The following is a 23,798-nucleotide window of genomic DNA, read 5'->3' on the forward strand; positions in this document are numbered from 1 at the left end:
ATTACGGGATGAGGCCCTGAAGAGTCCGCAGTATGTTTGCGGAGCGTTCTTTGGCGTCATCATCCACACCGTTGACGATGACCATGCCAACGACGCCGCCGTGTCCGTCCTTGCCGTTCGTGATGGCGTAGGCGTTGGCCGCATCGCCCGGAGTCCAACCGCCCACGCTGTCCAGCGACGCACCGAGCGCCGAGGCCCTGATGTTGGACAGGGCGGCTTGAGCGTTCGTGCCGCCCCTCTTCAAATCGACCAGGGACGTGTCGGCACTGGGTTTCCTGCCGCTGTCGAACAGGATGCGGAGGTTTCCGCCTTTCTCCGCGCCATTCGGCAGGAACGTGACGTCGAACATACCGGTGCTTCCGCCGCTTTTGCCGCTCCACATGCTTTCACCCGTCGTCTGCAGCATGTTGGCCACCGCCGGCGGCATCTCCGGTTCGATCAGCCCATTCTTTTCCGCCAAGTTCCTTATGGCGGTCAGCGCGGCTCCGCCCGCCGCCCAGCCGTTCCGTTCCGCGTCCAAACCGAAGGTCTGGTTGACGAGATCACGCACCTTGCCCGTATAGTCCGTGTGCTTCTCCCGCCATTCGGCATGGGCCGCCATCGCTTCGGGTGTGAAGCGTTCCGCGTCGGCGTCCAGTCCCGGCACCGTCTTCGCGGCGGCCGCGGCTTGAGCCAGCGATTCGGCGGTCACGGATAGCCTGGTCGGGCTGCTCATCATGAATTGTGCCTCGGCCGACAGGGTGACCGTGTCCACGGGTCCGGAAGCGGGTGCCTCCGCTGCCGTGGAGACTGCTGCAACCGAAGTGTTTCCTGCAGCTTTCCCCAGGGCCACCGATGACTGTGTTTGGCTGTGGGCCGTTGCGGGAGCGATGGTCATGGCTGTGCAAGTACCCATGAAGAACTATCCAGGGTAGTTTTCGTGGGGATTGCCTAACGAATTATGAATGACGACGGGCCGTCAGCCCGCCAAGGCGACGACCAGCGGCAGCGTGGCGGCGGAGGCGAGAGTCTGGACGGTGATGATGCCGGCCACGAGCGCGTGGTCGCCGCCCATCTGCCGGGCCAGGACATAGGAACTGGCCGAGCAGGGCAGGGCATTGAACAGCACTGCTATGGTCAGTGGCAGCCCGTCCACCCCCAGCCACAGCCCAGCGAGCGCCGTCGCGGCAGGCACCAGCAGCAGTTTCAGGACGCTGGACAGCGCCACGCCGAACCCGGCGCCGCGCGCCGCGGCGAGGTCCAGCCCGGCGCCGACCGACAGCAGCCCCATGGGCAGGGCGGCCCGCGCCAGGATGCCCACCACGTCGCCGATCACCGGAATCCGGCCGATCCCGCTCAGATTCAGGGCGGCGCCGATGGCGACGGCGATGATGATCGGGTTGCGCAGAATGCCGGAGACGACCGCGCCGACGCCGCTGCGCTGCGCTGCTCCGTCCGCCACCCGCCCATAGCGCACCATCGCCGTGACGCAGAGCAGGTTGACCAGCGGCACCACCACAGCAATGCCCACCGCCGTCAGCGTCAGCCCGGCGGACCCGTAGAGCGCGCCGGCCCCCGCCAGACCCACATAGGTGTTGGGCCGGATCGCCCCCTGGAAGACCGAGGTGAAGGCCGGACCGTCCAACCCGATCGGACGCCGGACGGCGAGCGCAAGGGCGGCGCCGGCGAAGACCCCCGCCGCCATCGTGGCGCCCATCGAACCCATGGACAGCGCGCGCAGGTCGGTGCGCGTCAACTCGTCCACGATCAGGCAGGGAAAGAACAGAAGATAGGTCAGCCGGTCGAGCGACGGCCAGGCGGACTCGGGGATCACGGCGCGGCGGCGCAGCCCCTGGCCGAACAGGATCAGCAGGAAGATCGGGGCCAGCGCCCCGGCGATGGGCAGCATGGCGCCGTCAGGCGTCCCCGTCGCCGCCGCTATCGTCGCCGCCGATGTCGTTGTCGTACTCGTCGCGCTCCCGCTGCTCCCGCTCCATGCGGCGGATGTGGGCAAGCGCGTCCAGCGCGCCCTGCAGGATGTAGGCGGCGGCCATCTTGTCCACCACCTCGTCGCGGCGCTTGCGGGTCATGTCGGCCTCGCCGATCATGAAACGCTCGACGGCGGAGGTCGACAGCCGCTCGTCCCAGAAGGCGATCTCGGCGTCCCAACCCAGCAGGTCGGACCGCTCCATCAGGTTCTTGGCGAAGGCGCGGGTGGACTCGGCGCGCGGCCCCTCCGACCCGTCCATGTTCAGCGGCAGCCCGATCACCAGCCCGCCGATCCCGTAATCGCGCAGCGTCCGCGACAGCTCGCGGGCGTCCTGGGTGAACTTCGTGCGCTTCAGCGTGCCGATCGGCGAGGCGACGACGAAGTTCGGGTCGGACACGGCCATGCCGACGGTCTTGGTGCCGACGTCGAGGCCGAGCAGGCGCTGGCCACGGCCCAGGCGGGCGGCCAGTTCGGGAAGCGTGTGGATCATGCCGCGAACCATAGAAGCCGCAAGCCCGGACGGCAAGCCCGGCGGCGCAGGGAGCCGGGCGCCTCAGGCGTTGCGGATGCGCTGAACGAACTCGTCAACAGAGCGGCGCATCGCCTGGGCGTGGTCGCCCAGGCTGTTGGCGGCCCCCAGCACATCCGCCGCCGCCTGCCCGGCCTCGCGAGAGGCGTCGTTCACCTGCAGGATGCTGCGCGAGGCGTCGGCGGTGCCCTCGGCGGCCTGCTGGACGTTGCGCGAGATCGCCCCGGTCGCCGCGGACTGGCGTTCCACGGACAGGGCGATGGCCCCGGCGATGTCGTTCACCCGCCGCACCGTGTCGGCGATGTCGCGGATCGCCGACACGGCGTCCTGGGTTTCCTCCTGGATCGCCTGGATCTGGGCCGCGATCTCCTCGGTGGCGTGGGCGGTCTGGTTGGCGAGGCCCTTCACCTCGTTGGCGACGACGGCGAAGCCCTTGCCGGCCTCCCCGGCGCGGGCGGCCTCGATGGTGGCGTTCAGCGCCAGCAGGTTGGTCTGCGAGGCAATCTGCTGGATGAGCTGAACCACGCTGCCGATGCGCTCCGCCGTGCCGGACAGGCTTTCCACCGTGGCGTTGGTGCGCTGCGCCTCCTCGAGTGCGGCCCGGCTGGTGCGGGCGGCGCTGTCCACCTGCTGGCCGATCTCGGCGATCGAGCTGCTCAGCTCCTCGGTGGCGGCGGCGACGGTCTGGACGTTGCCGGACGCCTGTTCGGTCACCGTGGCGACGGACGACGCCTGGGCCGTCGTCCGTTCGGCGATGGCCGTCATGCTGCGCGCGCTGCCCTGGAGTTGGCCCGCCGCCGCGGCAACGGCGCTGACCATGTCCTGGACGCCGGTCTGGAAGGAGTCGGCCAGCTCGTTCATCAGCCGCCGCTTCTCCGCCGCGGCCCGCTGGTCGGCCTGCCGGGCTTCCTCCTCCATGGCGCGGTTGCGCTGGAGGCTGTCCTTGAAGACCAGCATGGCGCCGGCCATCGCGCCGATCTCGTCGCGCCGGTTCTGCGCGGGAATGGCGATGGAGAGATCCCCATCGGCGAGCCGGCGCATGGCCTCGGTCATGGCGCGCACCGGTCCGGCCACCGAGCGGGTGGTGAGCAGCGCGGTCAGCAACAGGATCGCTGTCATCGCCAGCGAGATCGACACCCCGATCATGCCGTAGCGTTCGGCGGTGTCGTCATACTCCTTGTCCGCTTCCCTGGCCTCGCGGGCGGTGGAGTCCTTGATCTTCTCGTAAAGCTCGGACATGGCGGCCAGCTCGCGGTCGATCCGGTCGTCCATGGCGCGGGTCCGCGCGTCGGCGGGGCCGCTGCGCAGGATGGGCAGCATCTCCGTCTCGAAGATGCCCACGGCGGCCCGGAAATGCCGCTCGGCCTCATCCGCCCAACGGCGCTCCTCCGGCGTGTCCATCACCTCGGCGGTCTTGCGGATGTAGAGTTCGGCGTTCCCGCGGACGGCCTTCCACTGCTCGTCGTGTTGCGGGGCGTAGCCGTTGATCTGCGCGTCGGCCACGATCTTGTAGAGGCGCCCGTCATAGCCGGCGAGTTCGGTCAGCGTCGTGGCGTCGGCGACCCGCCGCATCCCCTCCTGCTGCAGGTCGCTCAGCCGCGTCATGGCGAGGTTGTTGAACAGGGCGACGGCGGCGAAACCCGCCACGCCGATGCCGAAGCCGAGGAAAAGGCGTTTCGCCAGCGTCAGTGATGCCGTCATTGGGGGCCTGCCGGGTTGGGGGCGATGAAATGGCTTCGGCACGAATTTGATTTGTATGTCGGTCAATCTAACAGGGAATCGGGCGCCGCACCATGCGGTGTCGATTGTGGAAACCTTTTGCCGCGCCTCCGTCTCCCGGAGCCATCCCGCCGCCGGTGCGGACGGGCGCGCCGGTGGAAGGGATATCCCTGAATCATTGCGGTAATAGAATTCGGGTGATAGCTTCCAAGCCGTTTTTCCAGACGTTTCGGAAGAGAGTGGAAGGCATGTCGCTCGACAAGGCCACCGTGGCCAAGATCGCGCATCTGGCCCGCATCAAGGTGCCGGACGATGAACTGGATCACCTGGCGGGTGAGCTGAGCCAAATCCTGACCTTCGTCGAACAGTTGGGCGAGGTCGACACGCAGGACGTGCCGCCGATGACCAGCGTCGCCGCGCAAACGCTGCGCCGCCGCAAGGACGAGGTGACCGATGGCGGTTACCGCGACGCCGTCCTCTCCAACGGCCCGGAGACGGCCGAAGGTTTCTACGTCGTTCCGAAGGTGGTCGAGTGATGACCGGTCTTACGCATCTGACCATGGCGGCGGCCCTCGACGGCCTCGCCAAGAAGGAGTTCACCGCGGTCGAGCTGACCGAGGCCCACGTCAAGGCGGTGGAGACGATCCGCCCCCTGAACGCCTTCATCACCGAGACGCCGGAGCAGGCGCTGGCGATGGCCAAGGCCTCCGACGCTCGTCGCGCCAAGGGCGAGGCCGGTCCGATGGAGGGCCTGCCCATCGCGGTGAAGGACCTGTTCTGCACCAAGGGCGTGCCGACCACCGCGGCCAGCCACATCCTCGACGGCTTCAAGCCGGAGTATGAGTCCACCGTCACCAGCAACCTGTGGCGCGACGGCGCCGTCATGCTGGGCAAGGTGAACCTGGACGAGTTCGCCATGGGCTCGGCCAACATCACCTCCCACCACGGCAACGTGATCAGCCCGTGGAGCCCGGGCGAGGTCGGCAACTGGTCGCGCCAGCTCGTTCCCGGCGGCTCGTCGGGTGGCTCGGCCGCGGCGGTCGCCGCGCGCGCCGCGCTGGGCGCCACCGGCACGGACACCGGCGGCTCGATCCGCCAGCCCGCCGCCTTCACCGGCATCGTCGGCATCAAGCCGACCTACGGCCGCTGCTCGCGTTGGGGCGTGGTCGCCTTCGCCTCCTCGCTGGATCAGGCCGGCCCGATGACCCGCACGGTCGAGGACGCGGCGATCATGCTGCGCTCGATGTGCGGCTTCGATCCGAAGGATTCGACCTCGGTCGACATGGCGGTGCCGGACTTCCGCGCCGCCCTGACCGGCGACATTCGCGGCCTGAAGGTCGGCATTCCGAAGGAATACCGGGTGGAGGGCATACCCGCCGAGATCGCCGCGATCTGGGACCAGGGCATCGAATGGCTGAAGCAGGCCGGCGCCGAGCCGGTGGAGATCAGCCTGCCGCACACCAAGTACGCGCTGGCCACCTACTACATCGTCGCTCCGGCCGAGGCGTCGTCGAACCTCGCGCGCTACGACGGCCTGCGCTACGGCCTGCGGGTCGAGGGCGCCAGCCTGAAGGACATGTACGAGAACACCCGCGGCGCCGGCTTCGGCAAGGAGGTCCGCCGCCGCATCCTGATCGGCACCTATGTGCTGTCGGCGGGCTATTACGACGCCTACTACAACAAGGCCCGTCAGGTGCGCACGCGCATCAAGTGGGACTTCGACGAGGCGTTCAAGCAGTGCGATGTCATCCTGACGCCGACCGCGCCGAGCACCGCCTTCGCCATCGGCGAGAAGATGGACGACCCGATCCAGATGTACCTGAACGACGTGTTCACGGTCCCGGCCTCGCTGGCCGGCCTGCCGGGCATGTCGGTTCCGGCGGGCGTCGGGTCGGACGGGCTGCCGCTGGGGCTCCAGCTCCTGGGCCGGCCCTTCGATGAGGAGACCGTCCTGCGCGTCGGTCAGGTCATCGAGAAGGCCGCCGCCGTCACCGCCACCCCGCCGTTCATGGCCTGAGCCGGACGAGAGAAGAGACCGATGTCGTACATTCAGGGCGAAACGGGCGATTGGGAAATCGTGATCGGGCTGGAGGTCCACGCCCAGGTCATCTCGAACGCCAAGCTGTTCTCCGGCGCCGCCACCGCCTTCGGCGCGGAGCCGAACAGCCAGGTCAGCTTCGTCGACGCCGCCTTTCCCGGCATGCTGCCCGTCATCAACGAGCATTGCATCGAGCAGGCGGTGCGCACCGGCCTGGGGCTGAAGGCGCAGATCAACCTGCACTCGGTGTTCGACCGCAAGAACTACTTCTACGCCGACCTGCCGCAGGGCTATCAGATCAGCCAGTATCTGCAGCCCATCGTCGGCAAGGGCGAGATCGTGCTGGATCTGCCGGACGGCTCCTCCCGCACGGTCGGCGTCACGCGCCTGCATCTGGAGCAGGACGCCGGCAAGTCGCTGCACGACCAGCATCCCGCCAAGACCTACATCGACCTGAACCGGTCGGGCGTGGCGCTGATGGAGATCGTGTCGGAGCCGGACATGCGCACCGCGGAGGAGGCCGGCGCCTATGTGCGCAAGCTGCGCTCCATCCTGCGCTACCTCGGCACCTGCGACGGCAACATGGAGGAAGGCTCCATGCGCTGCGACGTCAACGTGTCGGTGCGCAAGCCGGGCGCGCCCTTCGGCACGCGCTGCGAGATCAAGAACGTCAACTCGATCCGCTTCGTCATGCAGGCGATCGAGTACGAGGCGCGCCGCCAGATCGAGATCATCGAGGAAGGCGGCAAGATCGACCAGGAGACGCGTCTGTGGGACACGACCAAGTTCGTGACCCGTTCTATGCGCTCCAAGGAAGAGGCGCACGACTACCGCTACTTCCCCGATCCGGACCTGCTGCCGCTGGAGTTGGACGCCGAATGGGTCGAGGACATCAAGAAGACCCTGCCGGAACTGCCGGACGACAAGAAGGCCCGCTTCATCAGCGAGTACAAGCTGTCGCCCTATGACGCCAACGTGCTGGTGTCGGAGAAGGCCCGCGCCGACTTCTACGAGGCGGTCGCCAAGGGCCGCGACCCGAAGCTGGCCGCCAATTGGGTCACCGGCGAGCTGTTCGGCTATCTGAACAAGGCCGGCAAGGAGATCGAGGAGAGCCCCGTCTCGGCGGAGAACCTCGGTGGCCTGATCGACCTGATCGCCGACAACACCATCTCCGGCCGAATCGCCAAGGAAGTGTTCGAGGCGATGTTCGAGACCGGCGAGAAGCCCGCCGACATCGTCGAGAAGAAGGGCCTGCGTCAGGTCACCGACACCGGCGCCATCGAATCGTCCATCGACGCTGTGTTGGTCGCCAACGCCGACAAGGTGGCGGAGTTCCGGTCGGGCAAGGACAAGCTGTTCGGCTTCTTCGTCGGTCAGGTCATGAAGGCGACCCAAGGCAAGGCCAACCCGGCCCTGGTCAACGAAATCCTGATGGCCAAGCTGAAGGGCTGATCGGGAAACGGTTGTGACGCCATGCCATGGCATGGTGCGGCGTCATAACCGTTGATTTTGTTCTCTCGTCGGTTTCAAGTGGGGCCGGCGGGAGGCCCAATGATTGCAGATTCGCTGACGGTGGCGCTGTTTGCGCTGTTCGCCGGTCTCCTGGCCGGATTTCTCGCCGGTTTGCTGGCGGCGCGGCGCATGGGGGCAAGACTTCCGGCGCAAGATTCGGCCTCCCCCTCCGTCGCGACGGAAGACCGGCTGCGCGCCATTCTGGACACCGCTCCCATCGGCGTCCTCATCAACACGCGCGATGGTGACAACCTCTACCACAGCCCCAGCGCTGCGACCTGTTTCAAGGTCAGCGGGGAGCAGCTCCAGCGCGACGGCATGTGGCCGCTCTACCATGACCCGCGGGATCGCCGGGCCGCCATCGATCGGCTCTACGCCGACGGCCTCTTCCACGGCCAGGAGGTGCTGCTGCGCCGCGGCGACGGCGAAACCTGCATGGGCTCGCTGAGTTCGACGGTCATCGACTTCGAAGGGCAGCGCTGCCACATCAGCTGGTTCTACGATCTGACGGAGCAGAAGAGGGCCGACGCGGTGCGCCGCGATCTGGCCGACCGTCTGGAAATGGCGTTGGACGCCACCGGCGCGGCGGTGTGGGACACCGACATCCCGCGGGGGACCTGCTGGTGGTCCGACAGCTTTCCGCGCATGCTGGGTTACGCCGAACCGCCGGAGATGCCCGCCGATTTCTGGGAGGTGCGCCTGCATCCCGACGACCGGCGGCGCGTTCTGACCACCATTGATGCCCATCTGCGGGGCGAGACCGCGGCATACGCCTATGATTACCGGCTGCGCCGCGCCGATGGCGGCTGGATGTGGATCGCCGCGCAGGGGCGGGCGATCCGGGACGCCTCCGGGCAGGCGGTGCGCTACGTCGGCATCATGACCGACATCACCGAGCGCCGCCGTCAGGAGGAGGAGGTCCGCGCCGGCAAGGAGCGGCTGCTGCGCATCCTGGAGGCCAGCCCCATCGCCGTGAACATCACGCGCCGCGACGGCCTGCTGGTGTTCTGCAACACACAGTCCGAGATCATCCTGGGCAGGTCGCGCGACGACCTGCTGCCGATGCCCGCCGAACGGCTGTACGCCGATCCGGCGGACCGTCAGGCCCTGATCGACCGCTTCGAACGGGAAGGCCCCTTCCGCGACGCCGAGGTGCGCTTCCGCAAGCCCGACGGAACGATCGTCTGGGTGCTGTCGAGCTGGGGTGAGATCGAGATGGACGGGGAGCCGGCGCTGCTGACTTGGCTTTACGACATCAACGACCGCAAGGCGGCGGAGGCCGCCATGATGGCCGCCCGCGACGAGGCGGAGCGCGCTCTGGCCGACCTGCGCGCCGCCCAGGAGAGCCTGATCCAGGCGGAGGCCATGGCCTCGCTGGGCCAATTGGTCGCCGGGGTGGCGCACGAGATCAACACGCCCATCGGCATCGGCCTCACCGCCGCCAGCCACATCGCCGAACAGGCCCGCGACCTGCGCGTCCGTTTCGATTCGGGTGCGCTGAAGAAAACCAACCTGGCCGAGTATCTGGATGCGGTGACGGAGGCCGCCCGCCTGCTGGTGTCGAACATGAACCGGGCAGCGGCGCTGGTGCAGAGCTTCAAACAGGTGGCGGTGGACCAGACCTCCGGCGAGCGGCGCTCCTTCGATCTGCGGACCTACGTTGACGAGGTGCTCTTTTCCTTGCGACCGCGGTTGAAACGCACGCATGTGACGGTCGAGGTGGATTGTCCGGACGGGTTGGAGATGGACAGCTTTCCCGGCGCGCTGAGCCAGGTCCTGACCAACCTCGTGATTAACGCGCTGATCCACGCTTATGGTGAGAATCAGCAGGGAACCATCCGGATCGCGATCCAGTCCGATGGTGACGATCACGTCATTATCGACTTTTCCGACGACGGGTCCGGCATTTCCGAGGATCATCTGCCGAAGGTCTTCGACCCCTTCTTCACGACCAAGCGTGGCGAGGGCGGCTCGGGGCTCGGGCTGCACATCGTGCACAGCACGGTGACGGGCGTGCTGTGCGGCACGGTGGCGGTGCGGTCGGTGACCGGGCAGGGCACGGGCTTTACCCTGCGCTTGCCGCGCCGCATTGCGCGGGATGCCGCTCCGGCGGCCGTTCTGCCGCTCGAACCGGGGCCGGCGGTGCCGGTCTGACGGACCAACGGAGGCCGGTAGGCCGGTTCAGAGGTGCAAGTCCTGGAACTGCAGATGCTTGGGCCGGCGCCCGCGGCGCTTGGGCGTGGCGAAGGCGGTCGTGGCGCCGCTTTCGCCACGCACCTCGGCCTTCAGCTCCTGAACGCAACGCAACAGCAGCTCCTTTTCGCGCAGATCCTCGCGGTCGGTGATCTCCAGACAGCTCAGCTTGATCTCGACCAGATCGATCAGCGTTTCGGCGCAGCGGCGTGACAAGCTCATGGCGTCCCCCTGACCAAGGATTGCTATCGCGTTCTGGTGGTAAGCTACCTCTGATTTTCTAAAAAGTACATAAAATTTTATACAGATTTTGTCCTTTCTCGGTTTGATCACATTTTTGGTGAGTAAGCGTTGACAGGCCCCATCCGGATCGTTAGAACGCACCCACGCCAGCGGCGCCACAGAGCGCCGACCCGGTAGGAGGGGTGGCCGAGAGGCTGAAGGCGGCGGTTTGCTAAACCGTTATAGGGGCTCAAACCCCTATCGTGGGTTCGAATCCCATCCCCTCCGCCATCTTTCCTGGCAGCTCTCAATGCGTTGATTTTGCTTACTTTTTGGTCGCGCCCAACGGCCACGGTTATACACGTTGGTGTCACACGCTGGTGACACACGGTATCACACGTGGAAGGGCGTCTGATAGGTCCGTCGCAGAAGCGGTGGCTGTGAGGCTGTTGACGTTCTTTTCCGGCTGGTGGGAGCCTTGCCCTCAGCATAGCAGGGCAGGGACCATGCAAGATCAATCCATCACGATCCCCACTTGGACCCCTGAGGATTTGAAGGCTTGGCGCAAGCGCCTCAAGCTGAACCAGGAGGAGGCTGCTGGGCTTCTGGGAATTTCCCGCCGCGCCTACATCACTCGTGAGAAGCCAGAGTCCATCATCAGCACAGAGACCGTGCTGGCCTGCATGTACCTGGAGGAGAAGCGGCGTCAGGAGGCTGGGGAAGGGAGCCCCTGAGGTTACTCAAGTTCTGCGACACCCACACGGGCAGCCTCAGCGGCAACCCGCGCCTCTTCGCTGTCGGCTGCAAGGTGGAGAGCTTCAGCGAAGGTCTGCGGGAGGCGGAACTGAGGAGCCTGGATGAGCTGTCCACGGCGATAGGCCACGAACACCTGGATAAGCATGGCCCGGACTTCCTTGGCCCGCTCAGTGCGGGATGGGGAGGAGACGAGGAGGGCCTGTTCCTCGTTGAGGCAGTAAGCGGTTGCCGGGCACCTTCCGGTTTTTCCCGTGGCGGTAACAAGAAGTCCCAGTTCTTGCCAGGCTCCATCGTGGCTGGCAATCAGGCGGAGGACTTGAGCCGGAACCACATACCCCAGGGCTTCCGCAAGTTGGGTGTTCAGGATGCGGGGTTCATCGTCCCCCCCTTCAGGGGTGATGATGGTTGAGGTTGTTCCTTCCTCCTCAGGGGCTCCAGGAGAGGCATGGAGTCCTCCAGGCTACATGGGTAGCCGGCATCCTCACAGAACGCATCCGCGAGTCGCCCGCAGGCCACAGCGTTGATCATGGGTACCCTTTCAGCGCAGTCATTGAGACGGCTCTGGATTGGTCCGCCCACGTCCTCTCAGTGCATCCAGGGGGCGCCATCAGGAACGGCTTCACGCTGGCGAACGGGAGGAGCGAATTTCCTCAGTCAAATCAGTCCATTAACACCATAACCGCCCACAAACCCCCGACTTGAGAAGGAGTGCTGAACGCTCCTCCAAGGTCCATGGGGTGCGTCCGGTCCCATTGTCCTCCTTCAATCCGGACACACAGAAGGAGGGTGCCATGGAAGAAGTTTACGAAGTTGTTGGGGAGCTTGGCTGGCCTGTTCGGCTCGCCATCGCTGACGCCATTGCTGGAGGCAAAAAATTGTCATTCATTCAAGAGCGTCTATGGCGTCACAATCTTGAACAAGTCCGGGACGTTTACAGACAGCTTACCAAGCAGCGAAGCGATCTTCTTTTCGTGTCTGACGATAGACACTACAGCAAGGAGGACGAGGAGCAGCCAAAAGCGGCCCCCACTTCCCAGAGGATTGGGCTTCGTGTGCCAGAGTTTGCAGGTAAAGCAGGTATCCCCCAGGCCACCCTCACTGCTCTCCTGGAGCATCATGGGTTCCTTGAACTTGTTCCGTATGGTGGCCTACAGCGTAGGAGATTGGTTCCAGACAATGTTGTAGAGGCGGGATACGAACACAATGTAGTCCCAAGCAACCGGATTGGGCACCTGGAGGGATACAACACAGCCGCTACCTTCCCTGTCTTCTATGAGGAGAAGATTGTGGACATACTGTGGTGTCTGAATTATCAAGAGATTGTTGATAAGGCTCTTTCCATCCACAAGAAGCAGGACAAGCTGAAATGGTTGCTTAACGACCACCCCTACCTCCCACAGGCAGAGTTGGCTGCGCTGTCTGGGTATTCTGAACGAGGTGTCAGAAAGGCAATCGCACAGCCATTGGCAGCCTGAGGCTCTTATATGACTTACGCCGGAACTTTTGGCTTCGCTCATGCCCTCAGCCTTTGCCAACAGCCGTTGCAGAACACCTATAGCCGATCAGTCGTTGCTAAAATGCAACACAGGGTGAGAGGCTGCTCCTCAGGGCAGGAGGACCCCACCAGGGGCCTCGCTTTAGCAGGATGCGGAAAAAGGGCTGTGCAGGGGCGGTTGGTCGTGATTCTTTTCGGTTGAGGAGAACGCGGCCGACGAGGGGACGATGCGGGGTTCGGACGAACGCAGCGAGGGTCTGTTCAGCTACGTGAGCTGCGAGGCGCGGGTTCCAGCCAACCACCCGCTGCGAGCGATCCGGGCGATCGTGGACGAGGCGCTGGAAGTGATGTCGCCCGCCTTCGAGGGGCTGTATTCTAAGATCGGGCGCCCCTCGATCCCGCCGGAGAAGCTGCTGCGGGCGCTGCTGCTCCAGGCCTTCTACTCGGTGCGCTCGGAACGCCAGCTGATGGAACAGCTCGACTACAACCTGCTGTTCCGCTGGTTCGTCGGCTTGTTGATGGACGCCCCGGTGTGGGACGTTACCGTGTTCACCAAGAACCGTGAGCGCCTGCTGGCCGGCGATGTGGCGGCCAAGTTTCTGGCCACCGTGCTGGGTCAACCCCGGGTCAAGGCGCTGCTGTCAGACGAGCATTTCTCAGTGGACGGCACGCTGATCGAAGCCTGGGCCAGCGTGAAGAGCTTCCGGCCCAAGGATGGCAGCGGCGAGCCGCCGGGGCCGGGGCGCAACGGCGACCGCGACTTCCATGGTGACAAGCGGTCCAACGAGACCCATGCCTCGACCAGTGATCCCGAGGCGCGGCTGTACCGCAAGGGTAAGGGGCAGCCGGCGAAGCTGGCCTTCATGGGCCATGCGTTGATGGAGAACCGTCACGCCCTGGTGGTGAATGTCCGGCTGACGGCAGCCACCGGCTTGGCCGAACGCGAGGCGGCGGTGTCCATGGTCGAGGCGATCCCCGGCCGCCACCGCATCACGGTAGGCGCCGACAAGGCTTACGACACCAAGGATTTCGTGGCGAACATGCGCGAGTTGGGCGCCGCGGCGCACGTCGCGCAGAACACGAGCAATCGCCGCTCGGCGATCGACGGCCGGACCACACGCCACCCTGGCTATGCCGTGTCCTTGCGCATCCGCAAACGGATTGAGGAACTGTTCGGCTGGATCAAGGGAGCCGGCTTGCGCAAAACGCGTCATCGCGGCACGGCCCGCGTCGGTTGGATGTTCACCCTGACCGCCACCGCTTACAACCTGATCCGTCTGCCCAAGCTGCTGGCTGCGGCATAATCACGCCCGCAATCCGCCTGAACGGCGGTTCCGGGAGCCTCGGAGCGCGGAAAAACGCTCCGTTCCGACCAAAATAGCCCGCTGAAACCCGCATTCTCAGCCTCAGCGGAGGAAAAAGGCCGGAATATGTTCGTTTTTCCGCATCCTGTTAAGGCCGCAGGGTGCGAGAGGCTGTTCCAGGAACAGGTATCGTCTGTGGACGTGGCGAACCGGGAACAGCTCGTCCTTGCTCTGGAGTTCGTCCGTGAAGGCGATACGTTGGTAGTGACGAAGCTGGACCGCTTGGCCCGCTCTGTCGCCCATCTCATGTCCATCCTGGAGGCCCTGAAGGCGAAAGGTGCATCGCTTCGCATCCTCAACCTGGGCCTGGACACCTCCACCCCCACCGGCAAGCTCATGCTGACCATGCTGGGTGGCGTGGCAGAGTTTGAACGGGAAATCATGCTGGAGCGCCAGCGCGAAGGCATCGCCAAGGCCAAGGCTGAGGGGAAGTACAAGGGGCGGAAGCCTACGGCGCAAGCGAAGGCAGACGAGGTGAAGACCCTCCGCGCCCAAGGCATCGGGGCCTCTGAGATTGCCAAGCGCCTGGGCATCGGTCGTGCGTCCGTCTACCGCATCCTGGAGGACGCTGGGCAGGAAGAGGCAGCCTGAGGGCAGGACTGCCCCAAGGGGCGGTAGGAGTCCCAGGGAGTATCTATCGGACCCCCTGGGGGCTCTGGAAACTTGACTTCAAGGAAACCGGTAAAGGGTTGTTGTTCAGTTGTTGTTCAGACCCCTCATCCAGCGGGACCCCACTGGAAAACCATGGGTTCCATCTGCCGACCCCCTGGGGGGCTTCAACGCCCTCTCCCGGAAGACCGGGGGCGCCTTCCAGGAGGTGGGGGTTACCTGGGGTGGGGAGAGGCAGAGAAGGCGTTTAAAGGGCTTCCATGACCTCCTTGGGATACTGGACCTTCTCAAGGGCTGCCCTCAGGTTCACCATCTCGCCCTTGCTGTAACGGCCATACGTCATGTCCCCGCGCTCATGACCGACCAACAGCTTTGCCGTATGTAGCGGGACCTCAGCGACCTCCAGGACTTCAATGAGGTTCTTCCTGGTGGAGTGGAAGACGGCAACCCCGAGCACTCGGCCGCGAGCAGGGTGCCCAGCACGACGACGGATACGTTGCGCCAGGACATCGCCATATCAATCTCCTATCTTGGATCCGAGAAACAGGGCGACGGGCGCGGAGCGCGGGATCTCCGCTACAGGAGGGCCGCCCCGCCTAGTCACCCGCTCGCCCGGCATATCGAGCGTCGAGCATGGGCGAAGGCGGCGTCGATGCATTAACCCAGGTAAAGGCGGCGCATCGTAAAGACGCGGCGGTCGGGCGAAGCGTCCCTGTGGGCGCCGCCTTTTGCGGGTTAACTCCATCAACGAGCGCTGATCTTGATGCACGTTAATGTCCCGGGGCATCCCTCGGATAGGCTGCGGGAGTCCATGGTGCGGAGCGTGGACCCAGTCCTTCCGGAGCCAGCCGATGACGCTGCCGCTGACCGAGCACGGGCCGCTGACCGAGCACGGGCCGAGCCCTGGACGATCAAAGAGCCCGGCGGAATGCCGTGTCGCCCGACATGCCGGCTGGCTGTTGGGGCTCGCGCTCGCGCTGACGGCTGCCGCAATGCTGCTTTCTCACGCTATGGGCACCCGCAACGCCGCGCCCGCTTACCGCACCGGCCCGGCGGTCCGTGGGGCGGTTACCGCGTCGACCACCGTGTCGGGCACCGTCAACCCGGTCGTCACCGTGCAGGTAGGGTCGCAGGTGTCAGTTCAGCGGAGGGCGGCGATCGCCGCCGCCAACGCCGTCGACGAGGCCGGATTCTGGCCGGTCAGCAGATCGCCGTCTCTGTCTTGCTTGGCTTGGGGGAGGGAGTCAGATGTTCTGGCCGCCGGAAACCTCGATGCGCTGGGCGGTGACCCAGCGGTTGTCGGGACCGAGCAGGCTCGCCACCGCCGGGCCGATGTCGTCGGGCACCCCGACGCGGCCCAGCGCGGTCATTGTCGCGAAAGCCTCGTTGTAGGCCGGGGTGTCGCGCACCGCCCCGCCGAGGAAGTCGGTCTCGATGGCTCCGGGCGCCACCGTGTTGGCGGTGATGCCGCGGGCGCCGAGTTCCTTGGCCAGATAGAGCGTCAGGATCTCGACGGCGCCCTTGGCCGCCGAATAGGCCGAGAAGCCGGGATAGGACACTCTGGTCAGGCCGGAGGAGAAATTCACGATCCGGCCGCCATCGGCCAGCAGCGGCAGCAGGGCCTGGGTCAGGAAGAAGACGCCCTTCACATGGACGTTGAAGAGCATGTCGAACTGCGCCTCGCTGGTCTCGGCGAAGGCGGCCATCTCGCCGTGGCCAGCGTTGTTGACCAGATGGTCGAAGCGGTCGCGGCCCCAGCCTTCCAGGGTGGAACGGACACGCCCGGCAAAGTTGAGGAAGTCGGAGATGTCGGCGGTGTCGAGCTGCAACGCCGCCGCCCGCCGCCCGAGCGCCCGGATTCCCGCCAGGACGGCGTCGGCCTCGGCGGCCTTGCTGCGGTAGGTGAGGATTACATCACCGCCGCGCCGGGCAATGCTGAGGGCGGTGTTGCGGCCGAGGCCGCGGCTGCCGCCGGTCACGATCGAGATGGTGGACATTGCACGTCTCCCGTTGCTGAATGTGTGTGAGTGCGTAGGGGCAGCGCCGCTGCCGAACCGTCTCCGCCTCGGTGCAGACGGATCAGCGCCCAGCCGCAGGCACTCTCGAGGAAGAAGGACGCTGTGGCGCCGAGCAGGGCCACCGCGCTGTTGAGCAGCGCCATCCTGCGGAGCGGCGGCCGGACCCCGCCGACCGGCGAATACGACCGCCACCTCGGGGTCGGCATGTTGCAAAGCGATGCAGTCGCCTCCGGCGGCGACCGAAGCACGGACGTCGCGCCATTGGACGATCGCCAGATTGCAGCGGGTGGTGGCTCCGTTTGCAGGATGGCGCAGGCGTTGGTCAGGATCGCCGGGCCGGCGGCGAACGACAGCGAGGCGAAAGGATCTTCGAACATCGTGGAGTTCCGGGGCCGGACATCGGTTGCGCGGACGTCAGTTGCGGACGATGGACACGGAATGCCGTCGGCTGTGGGCGGAGCATCACCGGCCCGTCATGCCCGGGCGGCAGCGATTGCGTGTCTACGCCCCGTTGATATCCGGCCGCTTGCCTCCTGGGAACGACTTCGTTTATGTATCGCCCATACCTTTCAGGCATGACCCTGGCGGGATGACATTGGCAGGCGTTGCACAGGATGGAACTCCGTCACCTCCGCTACTTCGTCGCCGTGGCTGAGGAGGGGAGCCTCACGGTCGCCGCCGAACGGCGCCTGCACACAGCGCAACCGTCACTGAGCCGCCAACTGCGCGACCTGGAGCAGGAGGTCGGCGCCCAGCTCCTGGTGCGAAGCTCCCGCGGCGTCGAACTGACGCCGGCCGGACGTGTCTTCCTGGATCATGCGCGGCTGACCTTGCAGGCGGCGGCCGACGCGGTCGCCGCGGCACGGCGGGTCGTCCGGCCGCCCAAGCCCAGCTTCGCGGTGGGCTTCCTGACCGGCCAGGAAGTCGAATGGCTGTCGCACGTCACCAACGTGCTCCGCGGTCAGCTGAAGGACATTGACTTCCGGGTCTCCAGCGACTTCTCGCCCGACATCGGCGATGCCATCCAGCGGGGCGAGATCGATCTCGGCTTCTGCCGGCTCGAACCGCAGCCGGACGTCTCCTACAAGGTCATCGCGCATGAGCCGATCCTGGTCATCCTGCCGCGGGACCATCCCCTGGCCGCCTGCTCCGCCATCGACGTGCGCAACATCGATCCGGACTCCTTCATCGGCTACACCGACACACCACATGTGCTGCGCGGCATCGTGGACCGTTATCTGCGGGAGCGTGGCGTGGTCGTATCGCCGGTCCACACGCTGGACGGCATCGCCACCGGGATCTCGCTGGTGGCGTCCACCGGTGGGATCACGCTGCTGCCGGCCTATGTGGACCCCTTGCTGCCGCGTTCGCTGGTCAGCCGGCCGCTCACCGGCAACGCGCCTGTGATCGAGATCGCCGCGGGCTATCGAGCGGACAATCCCTCGCCCATCCTGCAGGTCTTCCTGAAGAACATCGACCAACTCATCGCGTCGAGAGCGAAACTTGCCGATCGCTTAGCCCGCGAAACGTTTCAGGCATGAACGTGACCATGCGGGTGGTGGGTGCGAGGCTAAGTATCTGAATTTGTGTATGATTCTGGTGCTGAAACAGTCTCACCACGGATCAACGGAGTTGACGCCCGCCATAACCGAGAGTACCGGGGGTCTGCCCGGTTTGTCACCGGTTGCCGGCAAGCCGGTTCACGCCGCCTTCGATGGCGGCCGTCTCACCTCCGACGCCGGCATCCTGCTGCTGGCCGAGATCGGTCGGCGGCTTGGCGTCTGCGAACGTCTGGCGCGCTGCATCGAGGAATGGTCGGCCCATCGGGCCGCTATGGGCGCGGCAACGCTGGACATGCGGGTTCTTGCTAAAGGCACTCCCAAGGAACTACGCGGGGCACTTTTCGCCAGCCCGACGGCGCAAAATATCGTGTCGCCGGGGTGGCGAAAAGTGCTCCGCCTGCTGTTGACGCTGGAAAGGGGGCGTAAATTCGGACGTTGAAACGATCGCTCGTGAGAAAAAGGGGCAGCCTCCGCCCGATGTTGTGGTGAGCAAGTTCCGGTTCGCCGGTTGGTTGACCAGGCTGAAAGCCATTGCCGCGGTCCGTCGGTCGGCGGTGCCGGTCACCGGCAACTCACCGCCGCACAATCCCTTTTCCCGGGGGGATCTGAAACTGCCCCAGGCCAAAGCCTCCACCACCTCCAGCAACCGGGGGGCGACATCGAAAGCGCCATTGAGCGCAGCCTGTAGGTCGACCGCAATCCCAATCTTGGAAGAGGAACGAAGCGACGACGGTTCACTTAAGCAAGGCAGACGCCATGAACGCACGACCGTCCCAGCATGGCGGAGATCGCGCGGAGAAGTCCGCAAGCCCACCAACCTACCCGCGACCATCCTCCGGCTTGAGCGCCGTGCTCGAGCGAAACATCCAGGCGCTGCACCAGCGCAGGGAACGGGAGGAGGTCGAGGCGACCGCGGAGGAGCGGATTGCCGACGCGATCACCCGCTTCACTGGCAGCATGACGTTCGTTTATCTGCATTTGGCATTCTTTGGTTTCTGGATCATCGCCAACCTGGGGTGGGTGCCCGGCGTTCCGCGTTGGGATCCCTCTTTCGTCGTCCTGGCGATGATCGCGTCCGTGGAGGCCATCTTTCTGTCCACCTTCGTGCTCATCAGCCAGAATCGGATGTCCGAGGTCGCCAGCAAGCGGGCCGATCTCGATCTGCAAATCAGCCTGTTGGCGGAGCACGAAATCACCAAGTTGACAGCCCTTGTGTCGTCCATCGCCGATCACATGGGGGTGAAGACGGACGTTGACTCCGATCTGGACATCATCAAGCAGGATGTCGCCCCCGAAGCGGTGCTCGACCAGATTGAGGCCAAGAAGTCTCCGAAGAAGCCCACGGACCGGGAGCGGTGATGGGCTGTTTGCGCCGCCTCATTGAAAGGGCAGTACCACACTGGTATTTTGGCTGGCCCTTCGCATCGCGCATTCCAGTTCCCGTTCCAACGTGTCCGCGCGATGCGCGGCGGTGTGGTGTTTCAGGATTCGCCGCCGCGCCCTTGCGCCCATCGCTTGGCGGGTGTTCTCGTCCAGTTGGTGAAGGGCGTGCAGAACGTCCTCGGACGTGTGGGCGAGGATGATCTCCCGGTTCGGCTCCAGCAGCGCGTCCAGGCCGTCCCAACAGTCGGAGATGATCGGAATGGCGCAGGCGGCGGCCTCGAACAGCCGGACGCTGGGGCTGTGGCCCGCGCGGATCATGTCCTCGCGCGTCACGTTCAAGGTGAAACGGCTGGCCGCATAGAAGGCAGGATGCTCGGCGGGAGGAACATGATGCCGACGTTCGACATTTCCGGGCCAGGCGATCCCGTCGGGGTATTGCGGACCGGCGACGACGAAGCGCAGCGACGGCGCACGCCGGGCCGGCTCCAGCAGCAAGCGCTCCAGCGTCGGTTGCCGGTCGGGGCTGTAGGTGCCGAGATAGCTCAGATCCCAGCGCTTGGGCATAGGCAGGGGCACGTAGGCGTCGGCATCCACGGAGCAATGAAGCGCGCGCGCCGCCGGAGAGCCGTAGCGGGACTCCAGCCGCTCCAGCGTCGGTCCGCCCGTGAAGGAGAAATACACGTCATAGCCGGGAATGAGGGCAGGGGAGAGATACTCCTCGTCGCCGCGTTCCAGCTTCGCCAGTGTCACGGGCGTGTCGATGTCGTAGAAGGCGACGATCCCTTGCGCGGTTTCCTGCGCCCAGCGGCCGACGGTGATGCCGTCGGGCACGTAGGAACCGACGAGCACCGCGTCGGCCCCCTCGACCATTCCGGTCCACTGCCGCAGGTCGGCAAGGTCCTCGTAGAAGGCCAGCCGGCAATAGCCGGGATCGGCGAGATCGCGATTCTGCGCGTACCAGGGAACGTCGCGCTCCAGGAACAGGATGTCGTGGCCGCGTGCGGCGAACGCCTTGAGAAGGGCACGGAAGGTCGTGGCATGGCCGTTGCCCCAGGAAGAGGACAGGCTCAGCCCCAATACGACGAGCTTCACACCGCGCTCCTTTCCCGCAGCGCCGCCAGGGCTTCGCGCAGCAACATGTCGACCTCCGCGCCGCGCCGTGCGTAGGTGTGTTCCGCAAGGGCGCGCCGCCGCGCGGCATCGCCGATGGCGCGGGCGCGGGCCGGAGTGAGGGCGCGCAGATGATCGGTCACGTCCTGGCCGTCGCGGGCGACGAGGATTTCCTCGTCCGGGGTGAGGAACAGTTCGACCCCCGTCCAAGCGTCGGTGATCAGGCAGGCCGCCGCTCCGGCAGCCTCGAACACCCGTGTGGCGGGCGAGAAGCCGACCTCGGCCATGCTGTCGCGGGCGATGTTCAGAACCGCCAGCGCCGAGCTGTTGAAGGCGTTGTGGTCGGCGGTGCCGACATGGCCGATGTGGGTGACATTGGCCGGCAACCCCTTCGTCTCCCAGCCGCTGCCGCCGATGATGTAACACCCCTGCGGGTTGCGCGCGGCGGGCTCCAGGAAGAAGCGCTCCACACGCTCCTCGCGGTCGGGCAGCCGGTTGCCGAGAAAGCTGAGATCGGCGGCGAACTGCGGTTGGGGAGGTGCCGGCTGGTGCGTCGCCGGGTCCAGCGCGTTGTAGATGGGGCGGCACAGGCGGGCGCCCATCGCCTCGTAGGCCGCGACCACCGGCGGGCCACCGCCGTAGGTCAGCACGGCGTCGATCCGCGGCAGCCGACGGCGCAGGGGATGGCCCGGCGCCTGCCGTAGTTCGGCCAGGGTGGCGGGGGCGTCGACATCCCAATAGACACGCAGAGCGTGGGGACCGGCGGCATCCATCACGCCGTCGAGCAACGCGTCGTCGAAGACGCCGACGCCGTTCGCCTTCACCACCACGTCGGCCTCGGCGGCGCGGGCGATCACGCTGCGGCAGGCCTCGGCGGTGGCCTCGTACACCACGACGCTGGCCCAGTCGGGTGGCTCGATGTCACGGTGCTTCTGGCGGTCGAAGGCGTCCGGTTCGTAGAAGGTGACGTCCCAGCCCCGCTTGGCGAGTTCGCTCAGCATGCCGCGATAGTAGGTGGCGGCGCCGTTCCAGTAGGAGGAAAGCAGGCTCGAACCGTAGAAGGCCATCTTCATCGGACAGGCTCCAGCATGGAAGAGGGGGTGGGCGTGCCAGCCAGAGCGGCGGCGATGGCGAGCAGCTCACCGGCGCGGTGGGCGCAGGTGTGGCGGGCGCGGATCGTTTCCAGGCCGTTGCGGACCAACGCCGCGCGGAGGTCGGCGTCGCCGTCCACGGCGCGCAGGTGACCGGTCATATGGGCCCCGTCGCGGGCGACCAGGAAATCCGTTCCCGGTCGGAACAGGCCTTCGCAATCGCTCCATGGCGCGCTGAGCAGTGGGATGCCGCAGGCCAGCGCCTCGAACACACGGATGGTCGGGATGCCCGGCAGGGATTCGACGTAGAAACGGCGCGGCACATGGACGGTGACCCGATGGCGGCCGAAGATCGCGGGCGCGCGGACGTTGGGCAGCCAGCCCTTGTAGGCGATGCCGTGCCGCTTCAGCGTCGCCAGGGCTTCGGCGGGGTAGCGCACGCCATAGACGTCCAGAGGCAGACCCGCGGCGCGGGCGGGAGCGAACAGAAAGCTCCCCAGCTCCTTCGTCCGCTCGTCATCACCCCAATTGCCGATCCACACCGCTCCGCTGCGCCGTTCCTCCCCGGGCAGCGGGTGGAACAGCCGGACGTCGGCGGCTTCGTGCCAGACGAAGACCCGATCCTCCCAGCCCCAGCGCCGGTACACGGCCGCCAGAGTTTCGCCGAAGGCCAGGACGCCGTCGTAGCCGGAGAGATCGAAGGCGGAGATGGCCTCCGGATCGCTGACCGCGCGATGGTGCGTGTCGTGGAACAGCAGAAAAAAGCGACCGCCCTGCACCCGCGCCCGCCCCACCGCCGCGACCAGAGCCGGGTCGTTCCATTCATGGACGATGACCAGATCGGCCCCATCGCACAGCGCTGCCGCGTCGGCGTCGGCCGTGAAGGTCAGCGAGGTCAACTCCGGATAGGCGGTCCGGTAGGGCGCCAGCCCCGCTTCGCCATGATCGGCCAGAAGGTTCCGCAGGCTCCACGCGCCTTCCGGCTCGAAGACGCGGACCTCATGGCCGAGGATGATCAGCTCCCTCAGGACGCCGCGCAGGAAATGGGCGTTGCCGTGATTCCAGCAGGACGCCAGCGAATGGGTGAAATAGACGATCTTCACGCAACGGCCTCCTTGCGGGAGGGGGTGGAGGTGTGATGCGCCAGGACGCTGCGGTAGAGACTGCGCATGCCGGAGGCCATCGATTCCATGCCGTATTGCCCGGCCTTGAGCCGCGCCGCCTCGCCGAGGCGCCCGGCCTCCCCCGGATCGTCCAGCAGGCGGCGGATCGTGGCGGCAAGGGCTGCGCTGTCCCTCGGTTCCACGAAGAGTGCGGCGCCGTCCCACAGCTCGCGGAAGGTCGCGATGTCCGACAGCACCAGCGCACAGCCAGCCTGCGCGGCTTCAAGCACCGTCAGGCCGAACGGCTCGTAGAGCGCGGCGGAAGCGAAGACCGGTGCCCGCGCCAGCCACGCCGCGACCGACACCGCGTCCAACCGCCCGAGCGCCGCGGCGTGACGCAAGGTCCGGCGATTCCCGCCCGGACCTTCCAGAGAGCCGGCGGCGACCACCGGCACTTTCAGCAGCGCTGCTGCCGCGTCCAGCGTTGCGATGTTCTTTCCATCGTCCCACAAGCGTCCGGCGGTGAAGACGAAACGCTCCCGTCCGCCCGGCCCACCGCCTGGAGGAGGACGGCGTCCGTTGCGCACCACGACCGGTGGCGGCAAACCGTAGGCGGCGGCAGTGGCTTGTGCGAAGGCGGCGCTCGGCGCCGCCAGCGCATCGCAGGCCCGGTAGCCCCGCGCCAGAACCTCGATCCGCCAGAGAAAGTCGCTCGGCAGGGCGCCGCCGCGCAGGGTGGCCCACCACGTCGCCAGACAAGAATGGCAGACCCCCACGACCGGAACCGTGAATCCGGCGTCCGCCGCCAGGGCCGGACTGTTGAGGTGGACGAGATCCACCTCCAACCGCCGAGCGAGCGTTCCCAGCGCTTCGGCGCCGTGCCGGATCGCGGCCGGGTCCTCCGCCATCCAGTCCAGCGGGAGGCCGGTGTCGATCAGTTCCAGGCCGGGGATGGCGCGCGCCGCCGCGGTCTGGTCATCCTGCGGTGACGGCCCAAGCACCGCCAGCGTAACGCGCAGGCCGTCTGCCGCCAGTTCCTGCGCGAGGTCGAGCGCATAGGTCCACACGCCACCCACGCTGTCCGCCGTCATCAACAGATGCGCGGGGACTGGATGCGCGGGGGCT

The 23,798-nt window shown here is 66.2% G+C and carries 20 protein-coding genes, 1 tRNA gene and 1 pseudogene; 12 read left to right on the top strand and 10 right to left on the bottom strand.

The genetic code is table 11. The annotated features are described in order from the left end of the window. Window position 1 precedes the first annotated feature (1 nt). The 4 genes from ACWPN7_RS03735 to ACWPN7_RS03750 form a co-directional block, all read right to left on the bottom strand. Window positions 2–754: a hypothetical protein gene (locus ACWPN7_RS03735; protein ID WP_459196697.1), complete on the bottom strand. Its 753-nt coding sequence runs from the start codon at window positions 752–754 to the stop codon at window positions 2–4. A 204-nt stretch (window positions 755–958) separates the two neighbouring features. After that, window positions 959–1,888 carry an AEC family transporter gene (locus tag ACWPN7_RS03740; protein WP_456529095.1) on the bottom strand — a complete coding sequence of 310 codons (930 nt, stop codon included), beginning with the start codon at window positions 1,886–1,888 and terminating at the stop codon, window positions 959–961. Window positions 1,889–1,895: 7 nt separating this feature from the next. Continuing rightward, window positions 1,896–2,459 carry a Holliday junction resolvase RuvX gene (ruvX, locus tag ACWPN7_RS03745; RefSeq protein ID WP_149650106.1) on the bottom strand — a complete coding sequence of 188 codons (564 nt, stop codon included), beginning with the start codon at window positions 2,457–2,459 and terminating at the stop codon, window positions 1,896–1,898. Window positions 2,460–2,522: 63 nt separating this feature from the next. Then, window positions 2,523–4,199: a methyl-accepting chemotaxis protein gene (locus tag ACWPN7_RS03750; protein WP_200474711.1), complete on the bottom strand. Its 1,677-nt coding sequence runs from the start codon at window positions 4,197–4,199 to the stop codon at window positions 2,523–2,525. A gap of 266 nt (window positions 4,200–4,465) precedes the next feature. Between ACWPN7_RS03750 and gatC the strand changes: the two genes are divergently transcribed. From gatC to ACWPN7_RS03770, 4 genes are all read left to right on the top strand, one after another. Next, window positions 4,466–4,753, top strand: a complete 288-nt coding sequence (gatC, locus tag ACWPN7_RS03755) for an Asp-tRNA(Asn)/Glu-tRNA(Gln) amidotransferase subunit GatC (RefSeq protein WP_014198426.1) — start codon at window positions 4,466–4,468, stop codon at window positions 4,751–4,753. Then, window positions 4,753–6,234: an Asp-tRNA(Asn)/Glu-tRNA(Gln) amidotransferase subunit GatA gene (gene gatA, locus ACWPN7_RS03760; RefSeq protein WP_459196698.1), complete on the top strand. Its 1,482-nt coding sequence runs from the start codon at window positions 4,753–4,755 to the stop codon at window positions 6,232–6,234. Before gatC ends, gatA begins: the two co-directional genes overlap by 1 nt. A 21-nt stretch (window positions 6,235–6,255) precedes the next feature. Then, the gene (gene gatB, locus ACWPN7_RS03765; protein WP_459196699.1) at window positions 6,256–7,707 is read left to right on the top strand and encodes an Asp-tRNA(Asn)/Glu-tRNA(Gln) amidotransferase subunit GatB; all 1,452 of its coding nucleotides are present in this window, start codon (window positions 6,256–6,258) and stop codon (window positions 7,705–7,707) included. 99 nt (window positions 7,708–7,806) lie between these two features. Then, complete coding sequence (locus tag ACWPN7_RS03770; RefSeq protein WP_040134321.1) at window positions 7,807–9,921, top strand: PAS domain S-box protein; 2,115 nt, start codon at window positions 7,807–7,809, stop codon at window positions 9,919–9,921. Window positions 9,922–9,948: 27 nt separating this feature from the next. On the opposite strand, the gene ACWPN7_RS03775 is transcribed toward ACWPN7_RS03770, so the two are convergent. Beyond that, window positions 9,949–10,182: a hypothetical protein gene (locus tag ACWPN7_RS03775; RefSeq protein ID WP_040134320.1), complete on the bottom strand. Its 234-nt coding sequence runs from the start codon at window positions 10,180–10,182 to the stop codon at window positions 9,949–9,951. A 197-nt stretch (window positions 10,183–10,379) separates the two neighbouring features. Between ACWPN7_RS03775 and ACWPN7_RS03780 the strand changes: the two genes are divergently transcribed. The 5 genes from ACWPN7_RS03780 to ACWPN7_RS03800 all read left to right on the top strand — a co-directional run bounded on the left by ACWPN7_RS03780 (window position 10,380) and on the right by ACWPN7_RS03800 (window position 14,388). Beyond that, window positions 10,380–10,473, top strand: a tRNA-Ser gene (locus ACWPN7_RS03780). Window positions 10,474–10,688: 215 nt separating this feature from the next. After that, window positions 10,689–10,916, top strand: coding sequence for a helix-turn-helix domain-containing protein (locus tag ACWPN7_RS03785; protein ID WP_451994047.1), 228 nt, complete (start codon window positions 10,689–10,691; stop codon window positions 10,914–10,916). Window positions 10,917–11,729: 813 nt separating this feature from the next. Then, a complete protein-coding gene (locus tag ACWPN7_RS03790; RefSeq protein WP_459196701.1) occupies window positions 11,730–12,413 on the top strand; it encodes a hypothetical protein in 684 nt (227 codons plus the stop codon). 247 nt (window positions 12,414–12,660) lie between these two features. Further along, a complete protein-coding gene (locus ACWPN7_RS03795) occupies window positions 12,661–13,737 on the top strand; it encodes an IS5 family transposase (RefSeq protein WP_459196702.1) in 1,077 nt (358 codons plus the stop codon). Window positions 13,738–13,863: 126 nt separating this feature from the next. After that, window positions 13,864–14,388 carry a recombinase family protein gene (locus ACWPN7_RS03800; protein ID WP_459196703.1) on the top strand — a complete coding sequence of 175 codons (525 nt, stop codon included), beginning with the start codon at window positions 13,864–13,866 and terminating at the stop codon, window positions 14,386–14,388. 1,262 nt (window positions 14,389–15,650) lie between these two features. Here ACWPN7_RS03800 and ACWPN7_RS03805 read toward each other — a convergent pair. Then, window positions 15,651–16,403: an SDR family oxidoreductase gene (locus tag ACWPN7_RS03805; RefSeq protein WP_456529072.1), complete on the bottom strand. Its 753-nt coding sequence runs from the start codon at window positions 16,401–16,403 to the stop codon at window positions 15,651–15,653. Window positions 16,404–17,038: 635 nt separating this feature from the next. Between ACWPN7_RS03805 and ACWPN7_RS03810 the strand changes: the two genes are divergently transcribed. From ACWPN7_RS03810 to ACWPN7_RS03820, 3 genes and pseudogenes are all read left to right on the top strand, one after another. Beyond that, window positions 17,039–17,965 carry a LysR substrate-binding domain-containing protein gene (locus tag ACWPN7_RS03810; protein WP_349621823.1) on the top strand — a complete coding sequence of 309 codons (927 nt, stop codon included), beginning with the start codon at window positions 17,039–17,041 and terminating at the stop codon, window positions 17,963–17,965. Between the two features lie 103 nt (window positions 17,966–18,068). Then, window positions 18,069–18,236: pseudogene (locus tag ACWPN7_RS03815) on the top strand (transposase); the annotation flags it as partial. A 599-nt stretch (window positions 18,237–18,835) separates the two neighbouring features. Further along, the gene (locus tag ACWPN7_RS03820) at window positions 18,836–19,345 is read left to right on the top strand and encodes a DUF1003 domain-containing protein (RefSeq protein ID WP_459196822.1); all 510 of its coding nucleotides are present in this window, start codon (window positions 18,836–18,838) and stop codon (window positions 19,343–19,345) included. A gap of 18 nt (window positions 19,346–19,363) precedes the next feature. On the opposite strand, the gene ACWPN7_RS03825 is transcribed toward ACWPN7_RS03820, so the two are convergent. From ACWPN7_RS03825 to ACWPN7_RS03840, 4 genes are read right to left on the bottom strand one after another with little or no spacing between them, the layout of a single operon-like run. Then, window positions 19,364–20,461, bottom strand: coding sequence for a CgeB family protein (locus ACWPN7_RS03825; RefSeq protein WP_459196704.1), 1,098 nt, complete (start codon window positions 20,459–20,461; stop codon window positions 19,364–19,366). Then, on the bottom strand, window positions 20,458–21,552 hold the full coding sequence (locus ACWPN7_RS03830; protein WP_459196705.1) for a CgeB family protein: 1,095 nt from the start codon (window positions 21,550–21,552) through the stop codon (window positions 20,458–20,460). Before ACWPN7_RS03830 ends, ACWPN7_RS03825 begins: the two co-directional genes overlap by 4 nt. Beyond that, window positions 21,549–22,673 (bottom strand): CgeB family protein, encoded by a 1,125-nt coding sequence (locus tag ACWPN7_RS03835; protein ID WP_349621820.1) that lies wholly within the window; start codon window positions 22,671–22,673, stop codon window positions 21,549–21,551. Before ACWPN7_RS03835 ends, ACWPN7_RS03830 begins: the two co-directional genes overlap by 4 nt. Continuing rightward, window positions 22,670–23,764 carry a glycosyltransferase family 4 protein gene (locus ACWPN7_RS03840; protein ID WP_247881751.1) on the bottom strand — a complete coding sequence of 365 codons (1,095 nt, stop codon included), beginning with the start codon at window positions 23,762–23,764 and terminating at the stop codon, window positions 22,670–22,672. The genes ACWPN7_RS03835 and ACWPN7_RS03840 overlap by 4 nt, the downstream gene beginning before the upstream one ends. Between the last annotated feature and the right edge of the window lie 34 nt (window positions 23,765–23,798).

The sequence above is a fragment of the Azospirillum sp. UENF 312511 genome, assembly GCF_058780635.1.